General features: G+C 63.2%; 20 protein-coding genes and 3 pseudogenes. 11 read left to right on the forward strand and 12 right to left on the reverse strand.

Annotation, left to right across the window (positions count from 1 at the left end):
• Positions 1–31: 31 nt before the first annotated feature.
• Positions 32–655 carry a LysR family transcriptional regulator gene (locus tag AB8Z38_RS05100; RefSeq protein WP_369723396.1) on the reverse strand — a complete coding sequence of 208 codons (624 nt, stop codon included), beginning with the start codon at positions 653–655 and terminating at the stop codon, positions 32–34.
• Positions 656–782: 127 nt separating this feature from the next.
• Between AB8Z38_RS05100 and AB8Z38_RS05105 the strand changes: the two genes are divergently transcribed.
• Together AB8Z38_RS05105 and AB8Z38_RS05110 are read left to right on the forward strand one after the other, a co-directional pair.
• Positions 783–1,175: a RidA family protein gene (locus AB8Z38_RS05105; protein WP_369723397.1), complete on the forward strand. Its 393-nt coding sequence runs from the start codon at positions 783–785 to the stop codon at positions 1,173–1,175.
• A gap of 42 nt (positions 1,176–1,217) precedes the next feature.
• Positions 1,218–1,922 carry an L-2-amino-thiazoline-4-carboxylic acid hydrolase gene (locus AB8Z38_RS05110; protein WP_369723398.1) on the forward strand — a complete coding sequence of 235 codons (705 nt, stop codon included), beginning with the start codon at positions 1,218–1,220 and terminating at the stop codon, positions 1,920–1,922.
• Between the two features lie 225 nt (positions 1,923–2,147).
• Here the strand turns inward: AB8Z38_RS05110 and AB8Z38_RS05115 are convergent, their stop codons facing one another.
• The 6 genes and pseudogenes from AB8Z38_RS05115 to AB8Z38_RS05140 form a co-directional block, all read right to left on the reverse strand.
• Positions 2,148–2,525 carry a MaoC family dehydratase gene (locus AB8Z38_RS05115; protein ID WP_369726748.1) on the reverse strand — a complete coding sequence of 126 codons (378 nt, stop codon included), beginning with the start codon at positions 2,523–2,525 and terminating at the stop codon, positions 2,148–2,150.
• 102 nt (positions 2,526–2,627) lie between these two features.
• Positions 2,628–3,095, reverse strand: coding sequence for a MaoC family dehydratase (locus tag AB8Z38_RS05120; protein ID WP_369723399.1), 468 nt, complete (start codon positions 3,093–3,095; stop codon positions 2,628–2,630).
• A gap of 127 nt (positions 3,096–3,222) precedes the next feature.
• Complete coding sequence (locus tag AB8Z38_RS05125) at positions 3,223–4,251, reverse strand: ABC transporter permease (RefSeq protein WP_369723400.1); 1,029 nt, start codon at positions 4,249–4,251, stop codon at positions 3,223–3,225.
• 11 nt (positions 4,252–4,262) lie between these two features.
• Positions 4,263–5,765 (reverse strand): sugar ABC transporter ATP-binding protein, encoded by a 1,503-nt coding sequence (locus tag AB8Z38_RS05130; protein ID WP_369723401.1) that lies wholly within the window; start codon positions 5,763–5,765, stop codon positions 4,263–4,265.
• Positions 5,766–5,771: 6 nt separating this feature from the next.
• Positions 5,772–6,794, reverse strand: coding sequence for a sugar ABC transporter substrate-binding protein (locus AB8Z38_RS05135; protein WP_369723402.1), 1,023 nt, complete (start codon positions 6,792–6,794; stop codon positions 5,772–5,774).
• Positions 6,795–6,937: 143 nt separating this feature from the next.
• Positions 6,938–7,341: pseudogene (locus AB8Z38_RS05140) on the reverse strand (globin).
• A 470-nt stretch (positions 7,342–7,811) separates the two neighbouring features.
• Between AB8Z38_RS05140 and AB8Z38_RS05145 the strand changes: the two are divergent.
• The 8 genes and pseudogenes from AB8Z38_RS05145 to AB8Z38_RS05180 all read left to right on the forward strand — a co-directional run bounded on the left by AB8Z38_RS05145 (position 7,812) and on the right by AB8Z38_RS05180 (position 16,942).
• A complete protein-coding gene (locus AB8Z38_RS05145; protein ID WP_369723403.1) occupies positions 7,812–8,186 on the forward strand; it encodes a DUF2946 domain-containing protein in 375 nt (124 codons plus the stop codon).
• Positions 8,187–8,270: 84 nt separating this feature from the next.
• Complete coding sequence (locus AB8Z38_RS05150; protein ID WP_369723404.1) at positions 8,271–10,733, forward strand: TonB-dependent receptor; 2,463 nt, start codon at positions 8,271–8,273, stop codon at positions 10,731–10,733.
• Between the two features lie 41 nt (positions 10,734–10,774).
• Positions 10,775–11,299, forward strand: coding sequence for a copper chaperone PCu(A)C (locus AB8Z38_RS05155; RefSeq protein ID WP_369723405.1), 525 nt, complete (start codon positions 10,775–10,777; stop codon positions 11,297–11,299).
• Between the two features lie 32 nt (positions 11,300–11,331).
• Positions 11,332–11,850: a YcnI family protein gene (locus AB8Z38_RS05160; protein WP_369723406.1), complete on the forward strand. Its 519-nt coding sequence runs from the start codon at positions 11,332–11,334 to the stop codon at positions 11,848–11,850.
• A pseudogene (locus tag AB8Z38_RS05165) lies at positions 11,850–13,411 on the forward strand (copper resistance CopC/CopD family protein). Before AB8Z38_RS05160 ends, AB8Z38_RS05165 begins: the two are co-directional and overlap by 1 nt.
• Before the next feature lie 146 nt (positions 13,412–13,557).
• The gene (proS, locus tag AB8Z38_RS05170; RefSeq protein ID WP_369723407.1) at positions 13,558–14,877 is read left to right on the forward strand and encodes a proline--tRNA ligase; all 1,320 of its coding nucleotides are present in this window, start codon (positions 13,558–13,560) and stop codon (positions 14,875–14,877) included.
• 72 nt (positions 14,878–14,949) lie between these two features.
• Positions 14,950–16,230 (forward strand): lipoprotein-releasing ABC transporter permease subunit, encoded by a 1,281-nt coding sequence (locus AB8Z38_RS05175; RefSeq protein ID WP_369723408.1) that lies wholly within the window; start codon positions 14,950–14,952, stop codon positions 16,228–16,230.
• 7 nt (positions 16,231–16,237) lie between these two features.
• Positions 16,238–16,942, forward strand: a complete 705-nt coding sequence (locus AB8Z38_RS05180) for an ABC transporter ATP-binding protein (protein ID WP_369723409.1) — start codon at positions 16,238–16,240, stop codon at positions 16,940–16,942.
• Positions 16,943–17,068: 126 nt separating this feature from the next.
• Here AB8Z38_RS05180 and AB8Z38_RS05185 read toward each other — a convergent pair whose 3' ends face one another.
• A complete protein-coding gene (locus AB8Z38_RS05185; protein WP_369723410.1) occupies positions 17,069–18,148 on the reverse strand; it encodes a zinc-binding dehydrogenase in 1,080 nt (359 codons plus the stop codon).
• A 111-nt stretch (positions 18,149–18,259) separates the two neighbouring features.
• Between AB8Z38_RS05185 and AB8Z38_RS05190 the strand changes: the two genes are divergently transcribed.
• On the forward strand, positions 18,260–19,099 hold the full coding sequence (locus tag AB8Z38_RS05190) for a helix-turn-helix transcriptional regulator (protein WP_369723411.1): 840 nt from the start codon (positions 18,260–18,262) through the stop codon (positions 19,097–19,099).
• A gap of 37 nt (positions 19,100–19,136) precedes the next feature.
• Here AB8Z38_RS05190 and AB8Z38_RS05195 read toward each other — a convergent pair whose 3' ends face one another.
• From AB8Z38_RS05195 to AB8Z38_RS05210, 4 genes and pseudogenes are all read right to left on the reverse strand, one after another.
• Entirely contained in the window at positions 19,137–19,505 is a 369-nt protein-coding gene (locus AB8Z38_RS05195; protein ID WP_369723412.1) for an avidin/streptavidin family protein, read from the reverse strand.
• 15 nt (positions 19,506–19,520) lie between these two features.
• Positions 19,521–20,003: a CHAD domain-containing protein gene (locus AB8Z38_RS05200; RefSeq protein WP_369723413.1), complete on the reverse strand. Its 483-nt coding sequence runs from the start codon at positions 20,001–20,003 to the stop codon at positions 19,521–19,523.
• Positions 19,954–21,030 carry a CHAD domain-containing protein gene (locus tag AB8Z38_RS05205; RefSeq protein WP_369723414.1) on the reverse strand — a complete coding sequence of 359 codons (1,077 nt, stop codon included), beginning with the start codon at positions 21,028–21,030 and terminating at the stop codon, positions 19,954–19,956. The genes AB8Z38_RS05200 and AB8Z38_RS05205 overlap by 50 nt, the downstream gene beginning before the upstream one ends.
• A gap of 56 nt (positions 21,031–21,086) precedes the next feature.
• Positions 21,087–22,392 (reverse strand): annotated as a pseudogene (locus tag AB8Z38_RS05210) (MFS transporter).
• Positions 22,393–22,498: the final 106 nt, after the last annotated feature.

Below are 22,498 nucleotides of genomic sequence, written 5' to 3' on the forward strand. Positions count from 1 at the left end.
CCGCCTGATATCCCGCCTGCTTCGCGCCTCCTCAATTCCTAACGCCAACCAGACGAGGGCGGCGATCTGCAAGCGGCCTCTCGACCGGCAGGGCACGCAGCCATTCGCGGACGCTGACGATCTCGGGACAATCCGCGGTACCCTCAGGCGCAATCAGCCAATCACCCAGACCTGATCCCTCATCGACCCGGTCGCAGCGATAGCCCGGATGGTGGCCAAGACTGCGAGCGATCAGCAGGTCGACCTTGCCTTCGACCAATTCGTGCAGGCCGGCCGGATGCAGCACCCGCAAGCCGATCTCCGCATGCGTGCCCCGAAACGCTGCGAGATCGAGGCGGCGGAGGTCGAAGCTGCCATGGACGCCCAATTGCAGCAGCACGGCACCTGCCGGTCTCAATTGCGAGGTCGCTTCCGCAATGTGGCGAAAGCCTTCGGAGACCCCGGGCAGATAGGCCTGACCGGCGACGGTGAGGATGAGCTGCTTATGCAGCCGCTCGAACAGCTGCACGCCGAGGCGCGCCTCCAGCGCCTTCACCTGCTGCCCCACTGCGGCCGGCGTCACGTGCAACTCGTGTGCGGCCAGTTTGAAGCTGAGATGCCGGGCGGCGGCTTCGAACGCGCGGAGCGCGTTGAGTGGGGGAAGGGCGTAGGTCATCACACTCCATTTTGACACTGATGGGTTGCGGGCTTGCAATAGATTTTCTTGCGCTGAACCGCAGCAATGATGCTTTGCGGAGCGGTGATGGCGCTGGATACGGTCGAGCACAATCCGGAGAAACCCTATGCCGCCAGCGCATATCGTCAGCCACAACCCCGCAACGGTCCATCCTCCCGCCGGCGGCTACTGCATGGGGCTTGAAGTGACCCAGCATCGACGCCTGTTGTTCATCAGCGGTCAGGTGCCGGAGAGACTCGACGGCACCGTTCCCGACGGTTTTGAGGCGCAATGCGAGCAGGCCTGGCGCAACGTGATCGAGGTGCTCGCCGCCGCCGGCCTTGGCGTCGCGCATCTGGTCAAAGTCAACACGTTCCTGACCGACCGCGATCAACTTGTGATCAACCGCTCCATTCGTCGCGCGATGCTGGGCGAACACCAACCCGCGCTGACGGTCGTGATCGTCGAGACCGTCGACAGCAAATGGCTGCTGGAGATCGAGGCGATCGCCGCCGAATGAAACCGGCCGACATCCCAATGAACCAATCATATCAGGTGCCCCGTGGCTGAGATCATCCATCCGTTTTACGAAGCGCATCGCGGTGCGATGGAGGCTGCCATGCGCGATCGACTCGACCTTGCCGAGGCGATGTTGCGCGAGCGCGCGCATCTCGCCGGCATCGACGGAATCAAGCGAGAGGTGATGGACGAGTTCGAGATCGTGCTCACCCAAATGCCCTATATCGGTGGCGCGGCAAGTCGCATGAGCGATTTCTTCATGCGTCTGACGGGCTTTATGGCGATCAGCCGCGTATTGCGACGACACGGCGTGCCGCTGCCTGTGATGGGCGAGATCGAGCGGGAAACCTACAAGGCGCAATTGCTCACCGGTTCAGAAGCGGAACGCCTCGCCTCGGGCCGTCAATTCATGTCGCCGGAGAACCGGGCTTTGCTGCGCGAGCAGGCAGCAAGAAGCGTTGCTGAAAGCCATCAGACCGAGTTTCCGGAAGATTTCGTCTACGATTTCGTCGAACCCGGACCGGGGGACGGTTTTGAATTCGGCATCAACTACAAGGCTTGCGGCTTCTGCAAACTCGCGGAGCGCCATGGCGACAAGGACATCCTGCCGAACATCTGTGGGCTCGATTTCGTCGCCTACGCAACGCGAGGCATCCGCCTGGAGCGGACACAAACGTTGGCCGGCGGCGCGAGCCATTGCGACTTCCGATTCTCGTGGCTCCCGTCGGGCGAGAAGGCCGCGAGTTAAGCGCCTCCTCATGCTCCGCGAACGAGATGGTTCTGGACTACACCCGTGTTGCCAAATCGTCATTGCGAGCGCAGCGAAGCAATCCAGACTGCCTCCGCGGAAAGACCATGGATTGCTTCGCTGCGCTCGCAATGACGGAGCTTGGGGCATTGGTCCTGAGCCTATAAAGCTGTCTTCGTAACGCGGTGGTGGGATTGATGCAGACCTCGGGGCGTTACACCCCGGTCAGGCCGCGATTGAACCGGATATCGGAAATTCGACCATGGCTTCACCGGCCGCGACGTGTTCGCCGTTTTGATTGCGGACCAGCACGTCGATCAGCACCCAACGTGATTTCTGTGTCGACTGCTTGGACTTCACGATACCCAGGGGCTGAATGGTGTCCCCGGGTTTGACCGGTTTGAGCCAGCGCGTCTCCAGGCGACGCAGAATGGCGCCGGCAGGATAGGCCCAATCGGTCAGCATCCGGGTGATCAGCCCGAAATTGTTCATGCCGTGCATGATGATGCCGCCGAAATTGGTCTTGCCGAAATTGTTCTTCATGTAATCGTCGTCGAGATGCAGAGGGTTGTAGTCGAGCGACCCGTCGCAGAACAGACGGATGGATCGCGTGTGACGTCGAACGTTGGACCGTCGATCGTGTCGCTGACGCTGAGGTTTTCGAAGCTGGTGCTCATACCGTGTTTCCGTTGTCTGTCGTCGCGATCATGCGGGGCGGATGGTCTGGCCGCGGCCGGAACAGATGACGTCGCCGTGCTGGTTGAAGAACACGTTGTCGTGGACGACGAAGAGGCGCTCGCGCTTGATGAATTTGTCCAGTGCGCGGGCCTGCAGCGTGATGGTGTCTCCGGGCCGTGCAGGCTTGTTGTAGCACCAGGATTGGCCGGCATTGATCGTCCCCGGCGTTCGCATCCAGTCGTCCATCGGGGTGCAGGCGAACATCAGCAGGATGTGGATCGACGGCGGTGCGATCAGCCCGCCATAGTGCGTTGTCCTTGCGTAGGCCTCGTCGAAATAGAGCGGGTGATCTTCGCCGACGGAGCGGCAATAGAGCTGGATCGCTTCGAGCGTCAGCTTGTAGGGGATCGTCTTGCGCGGCTCACCCGGGACGATCTCGTCCCACACCTTGCGCAGATTGGCGTCCTTCCAGAAATCGGTCTCGAATGATGACATCGTGCTCCTGTTTTGCCCGACGAGTCAAACACCGCCAAGAAGCGGGTTCAAGGCAGCTCACACCAAGTTCGCCAATGATTTGTACTGTGCATGGGGTTGTTTTCGCTTTTTTTATCTCGAGGGCCTTCTACTCGGCCGCCTTCTCCCGCAGCCGCTGCGCATAGACGTTGATGACCAGCGCTGCCAGCAGGATCAGGCCGCGGATCAGGATCTTCAGGAAACTGTCGATGTTGACGTGGTCGAGGCCGTTATTGAGAACACCGAGGACGAAGAGCCCGACGATGGTGTTGCCGATGCCGCCGCGGCCGCCGAACAGGCTGGTGCCGCCGACCACGACGGCGGCGATGGAGTCGAGCAGATAGGTGTCGAACTCGTTCTGCTGCGCGCTGCCGAAATGGGCGACGCCCAACATGCCGCCGATGCCGGAGCACACCGCCGAGATCACCATGACGGCGCCGAGGATGAGCTTGACGTTGAGGCCGGAATATTCGGCCGCCTCGCGATTGCCACCGACCATGTAGACGTAGCGGCCAAAGCGCGTGTAGGTCAGCACCAGATGGCCGCCGAGCAGCATGATCGCGGCGACGATGACGATCCAGGGGATGCCGCCGATCGCGCCGGAGCCGAGCGTGGTGATCAGATCAGGCACCTTGTAGGCGATCTGTCCGCGCACCAGCAGCGCCGAGATGCCGGCCGCGATCTGCATCATGGCGAGCGTCATGATGAAGGAGGGGATGCCGATCACGGTCAGCCCCAGCGCGTTGACGAGGCCAAGGGCCGCACAGAGCAGGATCGCGAGCAGGATCGCGGCTGCGCCGGGCAGGGGAATGTTGGGAATGTTGACGTAGGATTCCTGCAGCGTGAAATAGGCAACCGCGATGCCGGTGACATTGGCGATGCTGGCGATCGATAGGTCGATCTCGGCGCAGAGGATCACGAAAGTGAGGCCGACCGCGATGATGCCGGTCACCGACACCTGCGTCAGGATGTTGCCGAGATTGTCGAGCGTCGCAAAGGAAGGGCTGGCAAGGGCGAAGAAGGCCGACAGGAAGATCAGCGTCAGGAACGGCGCGATGTTGCGCATCTGAGAGCGCAGGAACGGCGCAAGGCCCCGCGCTCGCCGGGCCGCCGCTGGAACCGTCTCACTGCTTGCCATTGGCTTCTCCGTCACGCCGCCTCCAGCAGGCGGTCCTTGCTCACAGCTTCGTTGGCAAATTCCCGCACCAATGCGCCGCGTTTGAGCACGAGGATGCGGTCGGCCAGCGACAGTACCGTTTCCGGCTCGGTCGACAGCACGATGATCGCGAGCCCCTTGGCGCGGAGGTCGCGGACGATGTTGATGACGTCGTTCTTGGCGCCGACATCCATGCCGCGCGTGGGTTCACATAGCACGAGCAGCTTCGGCGGATAGGTCAGCCACTTTGCCAGCGCGACCTTCTGCTGGTTGCCGCCGGAGAGCATGCCGAGATCGAGGCCGACCACCGGCGGCCTGATCTGCAACTGCTCGACCTGTCGCCTGGCGATGTCGCGCTCCTGCGCCGGCTTGAGCAGCAGCGTGGAGATACGATCCAGAATGCTGATCGAGATGTTCTTGTAGACCGGCTCCTGGTGGAACAGCATGGCGCGCCGGCTCTCCGGCACCAGCGCCACGCCGGCCCGCCGCGCGGCCGCCGTGCTGGCAAAGGTTTTGGCCTTGCCGTCGACGACCAGCGTTCCGCCATCCGGCTTCAGCTTGCCGAACAGGATCCGCGACAATTCCTGCTGGCCGCACCCCATGAAGCCGTAGATGCCGAGCACTTCGCCGGCGCGCGCCTCGAAGGAGACATCCTGCAGGCTACGAGCCAGCGAGAGCTGGTCGACCTTCAGGACCACCGAGCTGCCGCTCGGGCGCGGCAGCATCAGATCGTCGCTGTAGCTGTGCTCGAGCGCTTCGCCGGCGCGGCCGATCATGGCCTCGATCAGCGCGCCCTTGCTGGTCGCGGCGGCCGCGGTCTCCGCGACTTTCCGACCATTGCGGAACACCGTCACCGTATCGGACACGCGCAAGATGTCCTCGATGAAATGGGAGATGAAGATGATGCCGGTGCCTTGTTCGCGCAGGCGCCGCAGCGTCGCGAACAGCCGCTCGACTTCGGGCGGGGAGAGGGCGGAGGTCGGCTCGTCCAGGATGACGATGCGGGCGCCTGAGAACAGCACGCGGGCGATCTCGATCAGCTGCTGCAGCCCGATCGGGAGGTCGCCGAGCCGGCTCATCGGATCGACGTCGATGCCGAAGCGGGCGAGCTGCTCGCCGGCCTCGCGCGCCATGCGCCGCCATTGCACCAGGCCGAGCCGGTTGGTCGGCTGATTGCCCAGGAATACGTTCTCCGCGACCGTGAGATCGGGCGCGACCGAGAGCTCCTGATGCACCATGGCGATGCCGGCCGCGTGCGCATCGCGGGCCGAGCGGAAATGCGTCTCCTGGCCGTCGATCAGGAAGCGGCCGGAGAATTCAGCGTGCACGCCGGCGATGATCTTCATCAGCGTGCTTTTGCCGGCGCCGTTCTCGCCGACGAGACCGTGGATCTCGCCGGGTGAAAGCGCAAAATCGACGCCACGAAGCGCTTCGACGCCGCCGAAGCTCTTCGTGATGCCTTTCAGTTCCAGAATGGGCGAACGACCCGTTGTCATGAAGGATCAGATCAGGAAGTGATCTTCCATCCACTGCATGCCGGGGGCGTTCGCCTTGGTCACGACCGGGCCGTCGGTGACGACGTTCTTGGGGATGCCCTGTCCGCTCTTCTCGCCGCCGACCACCGCGGCGACGCCCGCGATGATCGCGCCGCCATGAATGCGGCAGGACGGATTGCGCACCGTTGCGAACATCCGGCCTTCGCTCACCGCCTGGATTGCCGGCGGCATGGCATCGACGCCGCCGATCAGGATGTTGGTGCGGTTGTGCGCCTTCATGATGTTGGCGGCGGCGAGCGCCATGTCGTCATTGTGGAAGAACGCCGCGTCGATCTGCGGATATTTGGTGAGATAGGTTTCCCAGAGCCGCGCGGTCTTCGACACGTCCCAATCGGCCGGCTGGGTGTCGAGCACCTCGATATTGGGGAACTGCTTGATCACCGAGTTGAACCCTTTGGCGCGGCCCTGCGCACCGGTGTGACCAAGCGCGCCCTGCGTCATGATGATCTTGCCCTTGCCGCCCATGGCCGTGCACAGCGCCTGCGTCACCGACGCGCCCATGAACTCGTTGTCGGGGGCGAGGAAGGAGTGGACGTTAATTTGATCGAGCGGAGCAATCAGCGTGTCCATGTCGATCACGGGCGTGCCTGCGTCGATCATCTTCTGCACGGGCTGGGTCAGGGTGCCGATGCCGAACGCCTGGATCGCGACGAAGTCCCATTTCTGCGAGGCCATGTTGTCGATCGCGGCGCGCTGCTTGACCGCATCGAGCTGGCCGTCGAACCATGTGACTTCGACATTGAACAGCTTGCCCCAGAATTCCGCGGCCTGCTTGCCCTGCGCGCACCAGGTGGCCTGGAGGCCGGCATTGGAGAAGGCCGCCTTCAGCGGCTTCTCGGATCGTCCGACTTCGGCAGCAAGGGCGGGGTTTATGCCCATGCTGCCGAGGATGGCAGTTGCGGCGCCGGCGGTCGCTGCCGCCTGAAGAAGATCGCGCCTGGTCGTCGAAAAATCTTTCGTCCCGGACATCGCTCGCTCCCATATATCTTGTCGTCGGCGCGTCATTGATTGCGCGACCGATGTCCGAAAGTGTCTCACAATCGCTGGGTTCGCGCCACCCAATCTGCAACACGCGAAGAGCAAGCCGGGCCGCGTTGGTGCAGCGCAAAGCGTTACGCTGCGACGCCAGCGAAGGCGTCGAGATCGGCGAGCAGTTGGTCCCATGCAAGCGCAATGTCCGGCCCCCATTCATGGCCGAGGAGATCTCGCAGCGTATCCCTGATGACGGCGAAGAAGGCGATGAACAGCTCGCGCGGCGTGCCATAGGCATCGTGCGAGGCGACTTCGCAGGCGATCAAGCGGAAATGCCCGCGGCGCTCGCCCCGAAGTCGAGGATCGCCTCGATCGTCAGCGCGAGCATCGATCCCTTCACGAGCTCACTGCCTTGCGTGCGGAACATCGCCTGCGTTTCGGGATGCTCGCAGAACAGCCGTCGGTAAACCAGCGGGGTGAGATCCGCGCAGCGCATCGCTGCCAGTTCGAAGCTCCGTTCAATCGGGTTGGAAGGGAGGTCCATCGGGCGCATCAGCCCCGCAGACAAAAAAAGAGCGGGGCCCTAGCCCCGCTCAAAAATTGTGTCGACCCTATTATCCCCGATTCTAAGATTTGATCTTGATTGGCGGGGCGACGCTGCGTTTTGCGCGCCAGGGGCTCCTCCCGAGACTTGGACCACCAGACTTCGACCTCACGGCCAGTCTGAGCAAGAGGGATGCTAGATCAACTTTTCTCACTTGTCATCATTTTCGGCAACGATTGTTCAAAATTCGAGCAATTGACGAAATGATCGGGCTGATCACCCGATAAGCAGCTGAAAAACATGAGAAAATTTCGGCTTTATGGGGTGCTGCCGCTGCCTCTCCGGCCGCCGGCCGGGCAGTTGGAACACAGTTCGCGAGAAACTTGCGCCAGCCCAAGTAGACAGGCGAAGCGATCTCGACTCGGAACGGGTGTGATGTTTAGTTAGCAGGCGAACGAATGGTTCGGCGGATGCGTGCAGGCCTGCAAAAATTCCTACCGGTTGTCCTGCTCGCTCTGGTGATGCAGGTGCTGGCGCCGATTGCCGCCTGCTGGGCGGCGGGTCAGGCTGTTGCCGATCCGCTTACGACTGGCCTCATCTGCCACAGCGTCGGCGAGCAGGGCGGTCCGGGCGACCAGAACGGCTCCCCCACGGCACATGCCGGTGCGTGTGCGCTGTGTTGTCTGGCGCAGGCCAACACGTCGTTCGATTCGCCGCCGCAGGCTGTACTCTCCATTCCTTTCCGCCACGCCGAGCGCGTGGTGTGGCATGCGGCGGACGTATCCGTCGACGCTGCCCGCAAGGGCGCGAGCGCCCAGGCACGCGGGCCTCCGCAGTTTTCCTGACGACCTTCGGTGTCGCCGCGGTCCGTCCGCCGGCGATTGATGTGTCAATTCACCGGCGATCTGTGCCGGCGCCAGGAATGCACCATGTTATCTCGTCATGCCCGCCGCGGCGTGAGCGTCGTCGCCGTTCAGGCCGCGCTGCTGGTCTCGTCAAGCGGAGGTTTTGCACAGTCCGCCGAAAGCGCGCTGCCGGCGGTGACCGTCGATGCACCTGCGACGGTGAAACCGAAGCCACGCAAGCCCGTCGCTCAGGCGGCTGGAGTCAGGAGATCATCGGCAAAGCCGGTTACGGCGCAGCCGGCCCCGGTCGCCGCGACCAATGACCAGGGCGCTGGCAGCCCCGGAGCTGCGCTGGACCAGCCGGCGGCTGCGGCGCGCTATCAATTGCCCCAGCGATCCTTCAGCGTCACCGCGAAGCAAATCGACGAGACCATCAACCTCAAGGATCCCGAAGACGCGGTCAAATACATGCCGAGCCTTTTCGTGCGAAAGCGCAACGACGGCGACAATCAGGCGGTGCTGGCGACGCGAAGCTGGGGGCTGAATTCGAGCGCACGCACGCTGATCTACTACGACGACCTGCTGATCTCGGCCCTGATCGGCAACAACAACTCCGGCGCCTCTCCGAAATGGAACCTGATCTCGCCCGAGGCGATCGGACGGGTCGATTTCCTCAATGGTCCGTTTGCCGCGGCGTATCCGGGCAATTCGATCGGTGGCGTCCTGCTGATCACGTCCAAGATGCCGGACAAGCCGTTTGCCGTGGCCAAAGAAACGGTCTCTGTGATGCCGTGGAATCAATACGGTACCAAGGACACCTACGTCACCAGCCAGACCAGCGCCGCCGCCGGTAATCGGGACGGCAAGTTGTCGTGGCTCGTGAGCGCAAACTATCTCGACAGCTACCAGCAACCGCTGACCTACACGACTTTCGGCAGCATCCCCGCAGGCGCCACCGGCGCTTTCGCGGCAAGGAACAAGGTCGGGCAGGAAGCCGATGTCGTGGGTACCGGCATTCTCGCGCATTCGCAGCAGACGTCCGGAAATCTGCGGCTTGCCTACGATCTGTCGCCACTCGTGCAGGCAACCTACTCGTTGGGCATCTGGAATAATCACCAGGTTTCCGACCCGCAGACCTACTTGCGTTCGACAGTGACGGGGGCACCGACCTTTGCCGGTATCAGCACGTTTGCGAACGGGAAGTACATCTGGGACGAGACCCACTTGAGCAACGCAGTCGCCCTCAAGAGCGACAGCAAAGGTATGTTCGATTTCGATCTCTCTGCGTCCAGCTACAATTATCTTGAGGATACTCAGCTCAATCCGTTCACGGTAACCAGCGGTGTCGGGTTCTCGCAGAACGGCAAGATCACGCGCATGGACGGAACCAACTGGCAGAATGCAGACGCCAAAGGCATCTGGCGTCCGTTCGGGTATGACGGCCCTCACGAGATTAGTTTTGGCCTGCATGGTGATCGCTACCGCCTGGAGAATCCCACTTATGCCTCGACGGTCTGGTACCAGACCTCTTCCACCGGCACCGGGCAGCTCTATGCAAGCGGCGAGGGGGAGACACGGGCCGGCGCACTGTGGCTTCAGGACGCTTGGAAGATCCAACCGAACCTGAAGCTCACCTTGGGAGGGCGGCTGGAGAGCTGGAAAGCGTTCGATGGGTTCAACGTCGTGACCGCGACCACGGCGGCGGGCGCGATTGCCTCCACCTTCGCGACGAACCAGCCGGGACTTGCATCGGCGAACTTCTCGCCCAAGGCTTCGTTGTCGTACGATCCGAATAAGGATTGGAACGTCACCGCCAATTTTGGCGAGGCTTACCGCTATCCGACAGTTCTGGAACTCTACCAGAACGTGACGGTCGGCAGCACCATCACGGTTGCCAATCCTTTCCTGAAGCCTGAGCAGGATTTTACGGGTGAGCTCAACATTGAGCGTCACTGGAGCGACGGCCGGGTGCGCCTGACGCTGTTCAGGGAGCGGACCAACAATGCGATCATCTCACAAACCAACGCGATCAACGCAACGCAGACGGCCACGACGTTCAGCAATGTCGACGCGGTCAGGATGCAAGGTGCGGAGTTGTCCGCCGACAAGGATAACGTCTTTATCCAGGGCCTTCAGCTTTTCGGGAGTCTGACCTATGTCGACTCGCGCATCCTCGCCGATGCAAGCTGGGCTGGCAAGGATCCCTTGACGGGTGTTCCGACAACGGCAGCCGGCAAGCGTGTGCCCAATGTGCCCGATTGGCGCGCCAAGTTCGGCGTGACCTATCGACCTAACGAGAGCTGGGCTTATACGGTCGCGGCGCGCTACAGCGGCAAGCAATATTCGACGTTGGACAACACCGACAGCGTTTCGCACGTCTACGGCGCCTTCGATAATTTTTTCGTTGTGGACATGAAGATCCACTACAACGCGACGAAGAATTTTGCGTTCGATTTCGGGATCGATAATCTGTTCAACGCGCAGTACTTCCTGTTTCATCCGTTCCCGGGACGAACTTTCGTTCTCGCCGGCAAGTACACGTTCTGACCGGCGGGACAATCTCAACGGCGACAAGAAAGGCAAACGACATGAACAACCTCTCACGCATCCTTGCTCTCGCGACGCTCTCGGCCGTCGTGATCGCCGCGCCGGTCCGCGCCGACGAGGTCAAGGCCGGCGATCTCGTGATCTCGCAAGCCTGGAGCCGGGCAACCCCGAGCGGAGCAAAGGTCGCCGGCGGCTATCTCACGATAGAGAACAAGGGGACGGCGCCGGATAAGCTCCTCAGCGTCTCGGCCGAGATCGCGGGCAAGGCAGATCTCCACGAGATGACGACGGAGAACGGCGTGATGAAGATGCGCCCGCTGGACAAGGGCCTCGTGATCGAACCGGGCAAGACCGTGAAGTTTGCACCGGGCGGCTATCATTTGATGCTCCAGGAGCTCAAAGCGCCGCTCAAGCAGGGCGACAAGGTGCCGGTCACGTTGGAGTTCGAGAGGGCGGGCAAGATCGCGGTATCACTCGACGTCCAGGGCGTCGGCGCGCAGGCGCCCGGCGGAGGCGGAAGCATGATGATGAAGAAAATGCCCGATCATTCGGGAATGAAAATGTGACGAGCGTGATCCAGCTCTCCGGGAGACCAAACATGTCGAAGACATCCTGGCTGGTCCTGATGGCTGCGCTCGCCGCATCGCCCGCGGCGGCGCACGTCTATCTGGAAGGCAAGCAGGCTACGGTCGGCGCGTCCTATAAGGCCGTCTTCGCCGTGCCGCATGGCTGTTCGGGCTCGCCCACGATCAAGATTCGTGTGCAGATCCCCGAGGGCGTTATCGCAGTGAAGCCGATGCCGAAGGCTGGCTGGAGCGTCGATGTGGTCGAGGGCCAATATGCCGGCGATTACGATTATCACGGCAAGAAGCTGTCCTCGGGAGCAAAGGAAGTGGTTTGGTCCGACGGCAAGCTGCCGGACCAGAACTATGACGAGTTCGTCATGAGCAGCTTTCTCACTGACGGTTTGAAGCCGAACACCACGCTGTACTTTCCTGTGGTGCAGGAATGCGAGAAAGGAATCAGCCGCTGGATCGAAATCCCTGCGGAAGGAGCAGGGCACTCACATGAAGAGAAGTCCCCGGCGCCAGGCGTGAAATTGCTGCCAAAGCCCTAATGCGCCTGATCGCTGCACTCACGACACTGCTGGTCCTTGTCGGTTGTACGACCGGCGCGTTCGCGCATGCGGCCCTGATCGCAGTCGAGCCGGCTAGCGGCAGTATCCTCGCGAGTGCTCCGAAGGCGGTGGAGCTGCGCTTCAACGAGGCGGTGACGCCCGGCGCAATCCAGTTGATCGACGGGACGGGCAGGGCGCGTGGCGACGTGCGAGTCACCATTTCGGGCGAGAGCATCTCTGTCGCGATGCCGCCGGACCTGCCGCAGGGCACGGCGGTCGTGAGCTACCGCGTGATCTCGCAGGACGGTCATCCCGTCGCCGGGTCCGTGCTTTTCTCGGTTGGCGCTCCGACCGCGACGAAGCCGCCGGCCAATGCGCAGGGCCGGCTGAACGCACTGATCTGGCTGGCGCGAGTCGGTCTCTATCTCGGGCTTTTTGTCGGCGTTGGCGGCGTGTTCTTTGCCCGCTGGTTTGCGGGCTCGACGACGGGCATGACCGTGCCGCGCGTCGCGCTCCTTGTTGGTCTCGCGAGCGCTGTTGCCTCTGTTGGCGTACTTGGCCTCGATCTCCTCGGCCTGCCGCTGGCGGCGGTTGTGACGGCGCGCCCGTGGATGATCGCATTTGCGACCAGCGCCGGTCCCGCGTTGCTGGTTGCCATCGCCGCGATGCTGCTCGCGCTGATGGCGCTGCGCAGCGCGTGGTACGCCCGTGCTGTTGCCGTCGTCGCGTTCGTCGGCGTTGGCCTGTCGCTCGCCATGACCGGGCACGCTGCAACGGCGCCCCCGAAATGCTGACGCGCCCTGCGATGTTCCTCCACGGCCTCGGCGTCGCCTTCTGGATTGGCGCACTCGCGCCGCTGACAGCACTGGTATCAAAGCCAACCGCCGCAACCTTGCCAGTCCTGGACCGCTTCTCGCGCATCGCAATGCCGGTTGTGGCAGCGCTGGCGCTGACCGGCCTGTTGCTCGCGATCATTCAGCTCGAAAAGCTGTCGGCGCTGGTGGAGACCAATTATGGCCTCATCCTCGCGATCAAGCTGGCGCTGGTCTTCTTCCTTGTGGCACTCGCCGCGCTCAATCGATTCCGGCTGATGCCGGCGCTGGCGCACAATCGCAAGGCCGCGCCTGCGCTTAAACGCGCGATCCTGCTAGAGTGCGGGGTCGCGGTCGGTATCTTCGCCGTCGTTGCCGGCTGGCGCTTCACGCCGCCCCCGCGGACGATCGTTCCCGAGACGCCGCTGGCGATCCACATCCACACCGACAAGGCGATGTTCCAGGTGCTGGTGTCGCCGGGCAAGCCGGGTGTGGACGATTTCGTGCTCCAGCTCATGACCGGAGAGGCGACGCCGCTTCAGGCCAAGGAGGCGACGCTGACCTTGAGCCTGCCCGAGCGCGGTATCGAGCCGATGGAGCGCGACGCCGAGCTCGGACCCGATGGCTACTGGCACGTGCGCAACGTGGAGTTGCCTTTCGCGGGCCGCTGGCGTCTGCGTATCGATGCGCTGGTGACCGATTTCGAGAAGATCACGCTCGAGGACGAGCTCGAGGTCGCGCCGCCTTGATGTTGCCCGGTTCAAGCTGAACCTGAAGTCGACGGAAAAATGACAGGAATTCCGCTGCGTTAGCGGCTTTTCCTCATTCCCGGTCTTGTGTTTTCGCTCCCAATCCGGTTTCACTGCAAGCCGTCGCTGATTCTTTGAGTGTTGCCATGCGGTTGTCACGGTTCTTTCTGCCTATCCTGAAGGAAAATCCGAAAGAGGCGGAAATCGTCTCGCATCGCCTGATGCTGCGTGCCGGCATGATCCGTCAGGAGGCTGCCGGCATCTATGCCTGGCTGCCGCTCGGCTTTCGCGTGCTGAAGAAGATCGAGCAGATCGTGCGCGAGGAGCAGGACCGCTCCGGCGCGCTGGAGCTCCTGATGCCGACGCTCCAGCTCGCCGATCTCTGGCGCGAGAGCGGCCGCTACGACGCTTATGGCCCGGAGATGCTGCGCATCGCCGATCGCCACAAGCGCGAGCTGCTGTATGGACCGACCAACGAGGAAATGATCACCGAGATCTTCCGTGCCTATGTGAAGTCCTACAAGAACCTGCCGCTCAATCTCTATCATATCCAATGGAAATTCCGCGACGAGCAGCGTCCGCGTTTCGGCGTGATGCGCGGCCGCGAATTCTTGATGAAGGACGCTTATTCCTTCGATCTCAACGAGGCGGCGGCACGGGTCGCCTACAACAAGATGTTCGTGGCCTATTTGCGCACGTTCGCGCGGATGGGGCTGAAGGCGATTCCGATGCGGGCCGAGACCGGGCCGATTGGCGGCGATCTCAGCCACGAGTTCATCGTGCTCGCCGAGACCGGCGAATCCGGCGTTTTCATCAATCGCGATGTGCTGGATTTGCCGGTGCCGGGCGAGGACGTGGATTATGAAGGCGATCTGACCCCGATCATCAAGCAGTGGACGTCGGTCTATGCCGCCACAGAGGACGTTCACGATGCCGCGCGCTTCGAACAGGAAGTCCCCGAGGACAAGCGGCTGAACACCCGCGGCATCGAGGTCGGCCAGATCTTCTATTTCGGCACCAAATATTCCGAGCCGATGAAGGCGATGGTGGCCGGCCCCGATGGCGTCGACGTGCCGATCCATGGCGGCTCCTACGGTGTCGGCGTCTCCCGCCTGCTCGGCGCCATCATCGAGGCCTGCCATGACGATTCCGGCATCAAATGGCCGGAGGCCGTGGCGCCGTTCCGAGCCGTGGTGCTCAACCTCAAGCAGGGTGACGCGGCGGTCGATGCGGCCTGCGAAAAACTCTATGCCGAGCTCTCAGCCAAGGGCGTCGACGTGCTCTATGACGACACCGACCAGCGCGCCGGCGCCAAATTCGCCGCCGCCGATCTGATCGGGATCCCCTGGCAGATCATGATCGGGCCGAAGGGCCTCGCCGACGGCAAGGTCGAAATCAAGCGCCGCAGTGACGGCGCCCGCGAAACGATGTCGCCGGCGGACGCAGTCGCTCGCCTGGTCGGCTGAATAGTGTTCATCGCGCGATAATGGGCCGGCAATCCGGCCACAATTGACCCCAGATCATGGGATTATCAAGCGATGGATGAGACCATGACCGAGACTGCACACACCGCGCCTTTCGCCCCCTTCGAGTGGATGCTGTCGGCGCGCTATCTGCGCGCGCGGCGCAAGGAGGGATTCATTTCGGTCATCGCCGGGTTCTCCTTCCTTGGCATCATGCTGGGCGTGGCGACCCTGATCATCGTCATGGCCGTGATGAACGGCTTCCGCAAAGAGCTGCTCGATAAGATATTGGGCCTTAACGGGCACATCCTGGTGCAGCCGCTGGAATCGCCGCTGACCGACTGGAAGGACGTGGCCGAGCGCATCAGCCAGGTTCAGGGCGTCCGGCTCGCAGCCCCGGTGGTCGATGGTCAGGCGCTGGCGTCCTCGCCCTGGAACGCCTCGGGCGTCCTGGTGCGCGGCATCCGTTCCGACGACCTCAACAATCTCACCTCGATCGCCAAGAACATCAAGCAGGGTTCGCTCGAGGGCTTTGACGACGGGCAGGGCGTCGCGATCGGCCGGCGCCTCGCCGATCAATTGTCGCTGCATGCCGGCGACAGCGTGACGCTGGTGGCGCCGAAGGGCGCGGTCACCCCGATGGGCACGACGCCGCGCATAAAACCCTACAAGATCGTCGCGGTGTTCGAGATCGGCATGTCCGAATATGATCTCGGCTTCGTGTTCATGCCGCTGGCGGAAGCGCAGGCCTATTTCAACCGCAGCAGCGACGTGACCTCGATCGAGGTGTTCACCACCAATCCTGATCGCATCGACGCATACCGCAAGGCGGTATCGGAGGCTGCCGGGCGTCCGGTTTTCCTGGTCGACTGGCGGCAGCGCAACTCGACCTTCTTCAATGCGCTCCAGGTCGAACGCAATGTGATGTTCCTGATCCTGACCATGATCGTGCTGGTCGCCGCGCTCAACATCGTGTCCGGCCTGATCATGCTGGTAAAGGACAAGGGCAGCGACATCGCGATCCTCCGCACGATGGGGGCCTCCCAGGGTTCGATCATGCGGATATTCCTGATCACGGGCGCCTCGATCGGCGTGGTCGGCACGCTGGTCGGGTTCGTTGTCGGGCTGGTGATCTGCCTCAACATCAGATCCATCCGCCAATTCCTGTCCTGGCTGACCAGCACGGAGCTGTTCTCGCCGGAGCTGTACTTCCTTTCGAAGCTGCCTGCCGAGATCGACGTCGGCGAGACCACGGCCGTCGTCGTCATGGCGCTGACGCTGTCGTTCCTTGCGACACTGTACCCGTCGTGGCGCGCCGCGCGCCTCGATCCCGTCGAAGCGCTGCGGTACGAGTGAGGGGCTGATGGAGCGGGAGCAGGGGGCGGAAGATGTACCGGTCATTTATCTCCACGAGATAAAGCGGCAGTACTTGCAGGGCGAGGCGGCGCTGACGATCCTGGACGGCGCCAAGCTTGCGCTGTGGGCGGGCCAGTCGGTCGCGCTGGTGGCGCCATCGGGCTCCGGCAAGTCGACGCTGCTGCATATCGCGGGCCTGCTCGAAGCGCCCGATTCCGGCGAGGTCTACGTCAATGGCGCGCCGACCTCGCAATTGCCCGACATCGAGCGAACCCAGCTTCGCCGCACCGATATCGGCTTCGTCTACCAGTCGCATCGACTGTTGCCGGAATTCTCGGCACTCGAAAACGTCATGATGCCGCAAATGATCCGCGGCCTGAAGAAGTCCGAGAGCGTCAAGCGCGCCAAGGAGATCCTCGGCTATCTCGGGCTCGGCGACCGCATCACGCATCGCCCGGCCGAGCTGTCGGGCGGCGAGCAGCAGCGGGTGGCGATCGCACGCGCGGTGGCCAACGCGCCGCGGGTGCTGTTCGCGGACGAGCCGACCGGCAATCTCGATCCGCACACCGCCGACCACGTGTTCCAGGCGCTGATGCAGCTGGTCAAGGCGACCCGGGTCTCGATGCTGATCGCGACCCACAACATGGAACTGGCCGGCCGCATGGATCGGCGCGTCTCGCTGGCGAATGGCCAGGTGATCGAGCTCGACTAAAAAGTCGAAAACAACCCCATGCACAGTAGCCGGCCGTTGCCGGCGACAATCGGGGTGGCGCCTGCCAGCCATTTGACGCGCCTGGCAAAAGTGCGGCGACGGCGCACCGCCGCCGCGTCAGGCGGGTTATGGCCGGATCACTGTCATGTTGAACGGGCCGGACTTGGCGGCCGCATAGGCCACGGCGTCGTTGGCATGGTCGAGGTCGAAGGCCGTCGTCTCGTAGTGATCGAGGCGCAAGAGCCCTGCGCGGACCAGTGCGATCAGCCGGACGGCCGCGTCGGGCGGGTACATCCAGACGCCGTGAATGGTAATGCATTCACGCATGATCCAGTTATAGGGCAGCTCCAGGCCCGGGCCTCCCAGCATGTTGACGCCGCCCATCAGCACCACACGCCCGTAGGGCCGCACCGTCATGATCGCGGCGCGCACCACCGTCGTCGAGACCGAAGGCGGCATGATGTCGAATACGCAATCGATCGGGCCCGGCGCGGCGCGCTCCATGCGCTCGCGGTCGTCGGCCTCGTTGTCCGAGAGCTTCACCGGCCTCACGCGGTCACCGAAACGACGCACGAGCTCGGCGAGCACGCTCTCATTACGGCCCGGCGCCACGACGCAAGCAGCCCCCATCGCCAGCGCCACCGTCACGGCGGCGCTACCGAAATTGCCGGTGGCGCCGCTCACCAGCACCGTCTCGCCGGGCCGGAGGTTGGCGGCCAGGAATCCGCCATAGGGCACGAGCATGTTGCCCAGCGCACACCACTGTGTCGCTTCCGCCGCGTTGATGTGGCCCAGCCGTTTCACGTTCTCGGTCGGCACCCTCATCTGCTCGGCAAAGGAGCCGTCGCGAAAATACTTCTGCAGCCGCATGCCGCCTTCGCCGCGCGCGCTCGCGCCCTGCAGTGTGATGTCGGGCGCTATCGCATCGTCGCGGGAACGCACCGTCGGATCGCAAATCACCCAGTCGCCGACGGCAAGTTTGGTCGCGTCCGGTCCGATCGTGCGCACGCGCCCGACGCAGCCGGCGCCGGGGATCACCGGCAGGTCGAGCAGATATTTGCGCTCGCCGCTCAAAACCTCGTTCGTATAGGACAGCACGCGAGTTGAAACGACATCAACGACAACCTCGCCGGTGCCGATGACAGGCTCCGGGACGTTCTCTATGACCAGTGGGGATCCAAACGATTTGAGCACGGCAGCTTTCATGACATTCACCTCGGAGGCTTCTGGTGCACGGCATATGTCGGCATCTTGCGCTCCCAGGAAGCCCTGGTATTATCCTAGTATTGTTCAGACCCTCTCTGGCGAGGTGAGCTCTTGTCCGATCCGCGCCGCGTCGAATTCGGCGACTTCCTGCGCTCGCGCCGCGAAAAGCTGTCGCCGAAGACCGTAGGCCTTCCCGCAGGCCAAAGGCGGCGCACCATGGGCCTGCGCCGCGAGGAAGTCGCGCAGCTCGCCGGGATCGGGGTCGACTGGTACATCCGGCTTGAGCAGGGCCGCACCGTCAGCCCGTCGGTCACGACCGTCGATGCGCTGGCGCGCGCGTTGCGCCTCAGCAAGGCCGAGCATACCCATCTCAAGGCGCTTGCGCGTGACGGCGACCGGCGTCCGTTCGTGCGCGAGATCGTGCCGCCGCCGATCCTGAGGCTGATCGAGAGCCTGACCCAGCCGGCCTACATCACCGGGCGGCGCTGGGACGTGCTGGCCTGGAACGCCGCCGCCGAAGAGGTCTTCGCATTCGGGCGATTGCCGGAGGAGGACCGCAACACGCTGCTGCTGATGATGACTAACAAGCAGACGCGAAGGGCTTACGGTGCCGGCTGGGCCGAGGTCGCCAAGCGCATGGTCGCGATGTTTCGCGCCACCTACGACGTCTGGGCGGGCGATCCTGCTTTCGTGGACTTGACGGCGCGGCTGCGGCAGGGCAGCCCGGAATTCGTCAAATGGTGGGGCGCGCACGAGGTCCACAGCACCCTGTCGGGCCGCAAGACCATGTCCCATCCCACCAAGGGCGTGCTGCATTTCGAGCACACCAGCTTCCAGGCCAATGATGATCCGGCGCTGAAGCTCGTGATCTATACGCCGGTGAAGGGAGAGGGGAGCGCCGCGCACGTTGTTGGATCCTCGATCAAACAGCGCTCCGAAAGATCAGATTGAGGCAGGCTCCTGCGATAGATTGGTTGGCTGCGACGCTCTAGATGCGCTCGAAGGTGTCGACATTGGTTGTCACGGCGCGCCACCAGTTCAAGGGCTTGAGCTTTGCGGGATCGCCTTCTCGGGCGGCGCTCAGCGCTTGATCTGCGACCACGAACCAGACGGTCTCCATTTTCCCGTGACGCAGCAGTCCCGTGTACGAAACCACTCGGTCGCCCGCGGCAGACGAGCCCACGGCGACAAAGCCAATACAATTGCCCTTGTGAAACCCGATGATCGGAACTGTTTGCCCGTAAAAGCCGCTGTCTTCGAGCGCGGTTTCGAAATTGCCGTCGATGCGGCCCTCTGCATCGCCGGTGATGCGCAAGATCGAACCGAATTGATTTTGCCAATTGCCGACCCACGTCATGATGGTCTCCCAAGGTCACTTGTTCGGCTGAACACCCAGGCGGCGCAATCGGCGCAGATCCTTTGATGCGTGCTCGATCAAGTCCTGAGCGGCTTCACGTTCCTGCCCAATGATGAATCCTGCCGCGAATGCCTGGGCGCGCCGATTTGCGGGAGGCGCCGCCAGCGCTGCCTCGATCGCCAACTCGCGATGCGCCATGAAATCGTTCAACGATCCCAAGGCGGACTGAATCCGTTTCAGCCGGGCGGAAAAGCCGGCGAGCTCGTTTCGGTCGCTATCCCGGTAGAGGCTTTCGAAGAAGTCGACGGCATACCGGATCTTCTTGATCCTGATCCGCAATTTGTGGCGCTGTCGCGGATCGAGATCGCTCAGCTGCTTGCCTTGCTTTCGCGCCTTCTTGACCCGCCGGTCGAGCACTTCGGCGCCGTAGGCAGCGATCGTTCGATCGTCAGCGGTGCGGGGGCGTTCGGTTTCTATCCACTCGGCCGCATCGATCAAAAGTCGGCGGTAGCGGCCCAGAATCGACCGCGTCGCGGGCGTGCCGGAAGGCAGCCATGCGCTGCTCCGAGAACGTCTTGCGGATCGCGCGAGACCCACGCTTCGGGACGTCCTGCTCGGTGATCGGCTGAATACTTTCCTTGAGAAAAACGTCGATCTCCCGCGCCGGCGCAAGCTCGTCCGTGAGCCATTTGAGCTCAGCCTTGATCCGGCCGGTGCTCGCGCGCGGCAGGATGTCGTCGAAGAGGGAGATGGCCGCCCGCAACCGCCGCAGACCGACGCGCATTTGATGGACGCCCTCGGGATCCATGTTGCGCACCGGATCGGCATTGGTGGTGATGTGCCGAAGTGTCGAACGCGCGATGACGCGGAAGGCATCTTGCGGTGAAAGCTCGGGCTTCAGCCGGATCGGTTCGGCGTGTTGCGCGCCTTCGCCCTCCCGCGTCAGGAGCCGGTAACCCCGCTCGGATTTCGAGCGCAGGTCGAGCTCCGCCTCCGTCTTGCGTTCGATGTCGCGCGCCAAGCGAAACAGATCTGCGACATGCCCGGACTTCAGCTCAAGTTCAAGCTCGGCGATAGGTCGCGAGCGGCGGCCGGCTCCGATCCGGCCGCGGTCCACCGCGAGCTCGATCTGGCTCCCCCGGACCCGCCGTACCTCGGCCGTCCGATGCACGTTGGTCTGGAAGACCGGTTTGAGCTTGTGCGAGAGTTTCTCAGTGGCCACGCCGTCGAGCGCTGTATCCCTCGCTTGCTTGAGGTCAGGCTTTGGGCCGCTGACCTCGTGCTCCCATTCGCCACGCGTCAGGCTCCCCGACGAGCCGTTCGCCTTCACGGTTTGGACGTAGCGGCCTTCGACCTTGCGAACCCGAAGCGTGAGGCCGTTTCGTTTGAGCTTGTGCTTGCTCGTATCATAATAACTTGACACGAGCGCCTGCTCCGATAGATCGCGCCCTCTGCTGCCGCTGCGCAAGATGGAGGCCAGCTTTCGTGGCGCAACCTGGAATTTGAGTTCCGTTTCTGCGTTCATGGCGCGCGCTTTCCGTCACTCGATCTCAAAGTGGCGCGACGGAAAGAAGTTCCGCGTTAGGCCACCGGATCCTTGTGATGATGCGAACGGGCCCGGTCGTCCGGTGCCAGCGGCGGCGCCGCGCGCGAGGGTGGGGTCTCCACCGGCGCGGCGTCGCGTCCCGTGGACTCCTTGACCGGAGCGGCTCTGACGTCCCGGTAGGCGATCAGCCAGATCAGGAAGCCGGCAAGCGCCAGAGCGGCGCCGACTGGACCGGTGGAGGTCCAGCCCAGCCCATGGCGAATGGCAATGCCGCCGAGATAAGGGCCGAGTGCATTGGCGGTGTTGAAGGCCGAATGGTTGAGTGCGGCAGCGAGCGCCTGCGCGTCCCCTGCGACGTCCATGAGCCGTGTCTGGAGGATGGCTCCGAGCGACACGCCGGCGCCGATCGCGAAGACGTCTGCCGCGAGCAGCCACGGATTGCCGGCGACAAGCGGGAACACCAGCAGCGCGCCGGCCGAGAACAGCAGGATGACGCCCGCCGTCGGCATCAGCGCGCGGTCGGCGAAGCGCGGCACGAACAGATTGCCGAGTGTGGCTCCGATCCCGAACACCGCGAAAAAAAAATGGGATGACCGCGGGGCTGACCCTGGTGACCTCCATCAGTGTCGTCGCAAGATAAGTGTAGACGGCGAACATGCCGCCGAAACCGATGGCACTGATCGCCAGCGTGATCCAGACGCGGCCGCTCTTTAACGCGCCGAGCTCTCGCAGCGGATCCGACCCGCCGGCCCGGTCGCGCGGCGCGAACAGGGCGCACAGCAGCACGGTGAGCAAGGCCAGCAACGACACCAGGCCGAAGCTTGCGCGCCAGCCCATTGTCTGACCAATCAGGTTGGCGAGCGGCACGCCAATGATGGTGGCGCAGGTCAGGCCCAGCATCACCTGGCCGACCGCCCGAGAACGGCGATGTTGAGGAACGAGCGAGGCTGCGACCAGCGCGGCGATACCGAAATAAGCGCCATGCGGCAATCCCGAGAGGAAGCGGGCCACGATCATCCAGCCATAGCTCGGCGCCAGCGCGGTGAACGCATTGCCGAGCGCAAACACGACCATCAGAACCAGCAACTGCGTGCGCCGGGCGAACTGTGCACCAAGCACGGCGATCAGCGGCGCGCCCAGCACCACGCCGAGCGCATAGGCGCTGATCACGTGCCCGGCGGTGGGTTCGTCGATCTTGAGGTCGGCCGCAAAAAACGGCAGCAAGCTCATCGATGCGAATTCGGTGGTTCCGATCGCAAAGCCGCCCATCGCGAGCGAGAAGAGGATGATACCGAGGTGAGGGGACACCGAGGCCGTAGTCGCGGAGGGCGATGTCGTCATGTGTCCTGCATTGGTGGCGTCAACGGGAACCAGCCCAGCGAACGTTGCCACCCTGCATTATTTGTCTACGGTACTTAGACCGGGATCAGCTCGCGTCAACAACAGA

The sequence above is a fragment of the Bradyrhizobium sp. LLZ17 genome (assembly GCF_041200145.1).
Lineage (GTDB): Bacteria > Pseudomonadota > Alphaproteobacteria > Rhizobiales > Xanthobacteraceae > Bradyrhizobium.

Coding starts and splice junctions, on each gene's coding strand:
- AB8Z38_RS05130 (WP_369723401.1), bottom strand. CDS start 5,765: ATGACAACGGGTCGTTCGCCCATTCTGGAACTGAAAGGCATCACGAAG.
- AB8Z38_RS05150 (WP_369723404.1), top strand. CDS start 8,271: ATGTTATCTCGTCATGCCCGCCGCGGCGTGAGCGTCGTCGCCGTTCAG.
- AB8Z38_RS05160 (WP_369723406.1), top strand. CDS start 11,332: ATGTCGAAGACATCCTGGCTGGTCCTGATGGCTGCGCTCGCCGCATCG.
- AB8Z38_RS05125 (WP_369723400.1), bottom strand. CDS start 4,251: ATGGCAAGCAGTGAGACGGTTCCAGCGGCGGCCCGGCGAGCGCGGGGC.
- AB8Z38_RS05135 (WP_369723402.1), bottom strand. CDS start 6,794: ATGTCCGGGACGAAAGATTTTTCGACGACCAGGCGCGATCTTCTTCAG.
- AB8Z38_RS05195 (WP_369723412.1), bottom strand. CDS start 19,505: ATGACGTGGGTCGGCAATTGGCAAAATCAATTCGGTTCGATCTTGCGC.
- AB8Z38_RS05120 (WP_369723399.1), bottom strand. CDS start 3,095: ATGTCATCATTCGAGACCGATTTCTGGAAGGACGCCAATCTGCGCAAG.
- AB8Z38_RS05180 (WP_369723409.1), top strand. CDS start 16,238: ATGGAGCGGGAGCAGGGGGCGGAAGATGTACCGGTCATTTATCTCCAC.
- AB8Z38_RS05105 (WP_369723397.1), top strand. CDS start 783: ATGCCGCCAGCGCATATCGTCAGCCACAACCCCGCAACGGTCCATCCT.
- AB8Z38_RS05155 (WP_369723405.1), top strand. CDS start 10,775: ATGAACAACCTCTCACGCATCCTTGCTCTCGCGACGCTCTCGGCCGTC.
- AB8Z38_RS05175 (WP_369723408.1), top strand. CDS start 14,950: ATGGATGAGACCATGACCGAGACTGCACACACCGCGCCTTTCGCCCCC.
- AB8Z38_RS05205 (WP_369723414.1), bottom strand. CDS start 21,030: ATGAACGCAGAAACGGAACTCAAATTCCAGGTTGCGCCACGAAAGCTG.
- AB8Z38_RS05185 (WP_369723410.1), bottom strand. CDS start 18,148: ATGAAAGCTGCCGTGCTCAAATCGTTTGGATCCCCACTGGTCATAGAG.
- proS (WP_369723407.1), top strand. CDS start 13,558: ATGCGGTTGTCACGGTTCTTTCTGCCTATCCTGAAGGAAAATCCGAAA.
- AB8Z38_RS05100 (WP_369723396.1), bottom strand. CDS start 655: ATGACCTACGCCCTTCCCCCACTCAACGCGCTCCGCGCGTTCGAAGCC.
- AB8Z38_RS05145 (WP_369723403.1), top strand. CDS start 7,812: ATGCGTGCAGGCCTGCAAAAATTCCTACCGGTTGTCCTGCTCGCTCTG.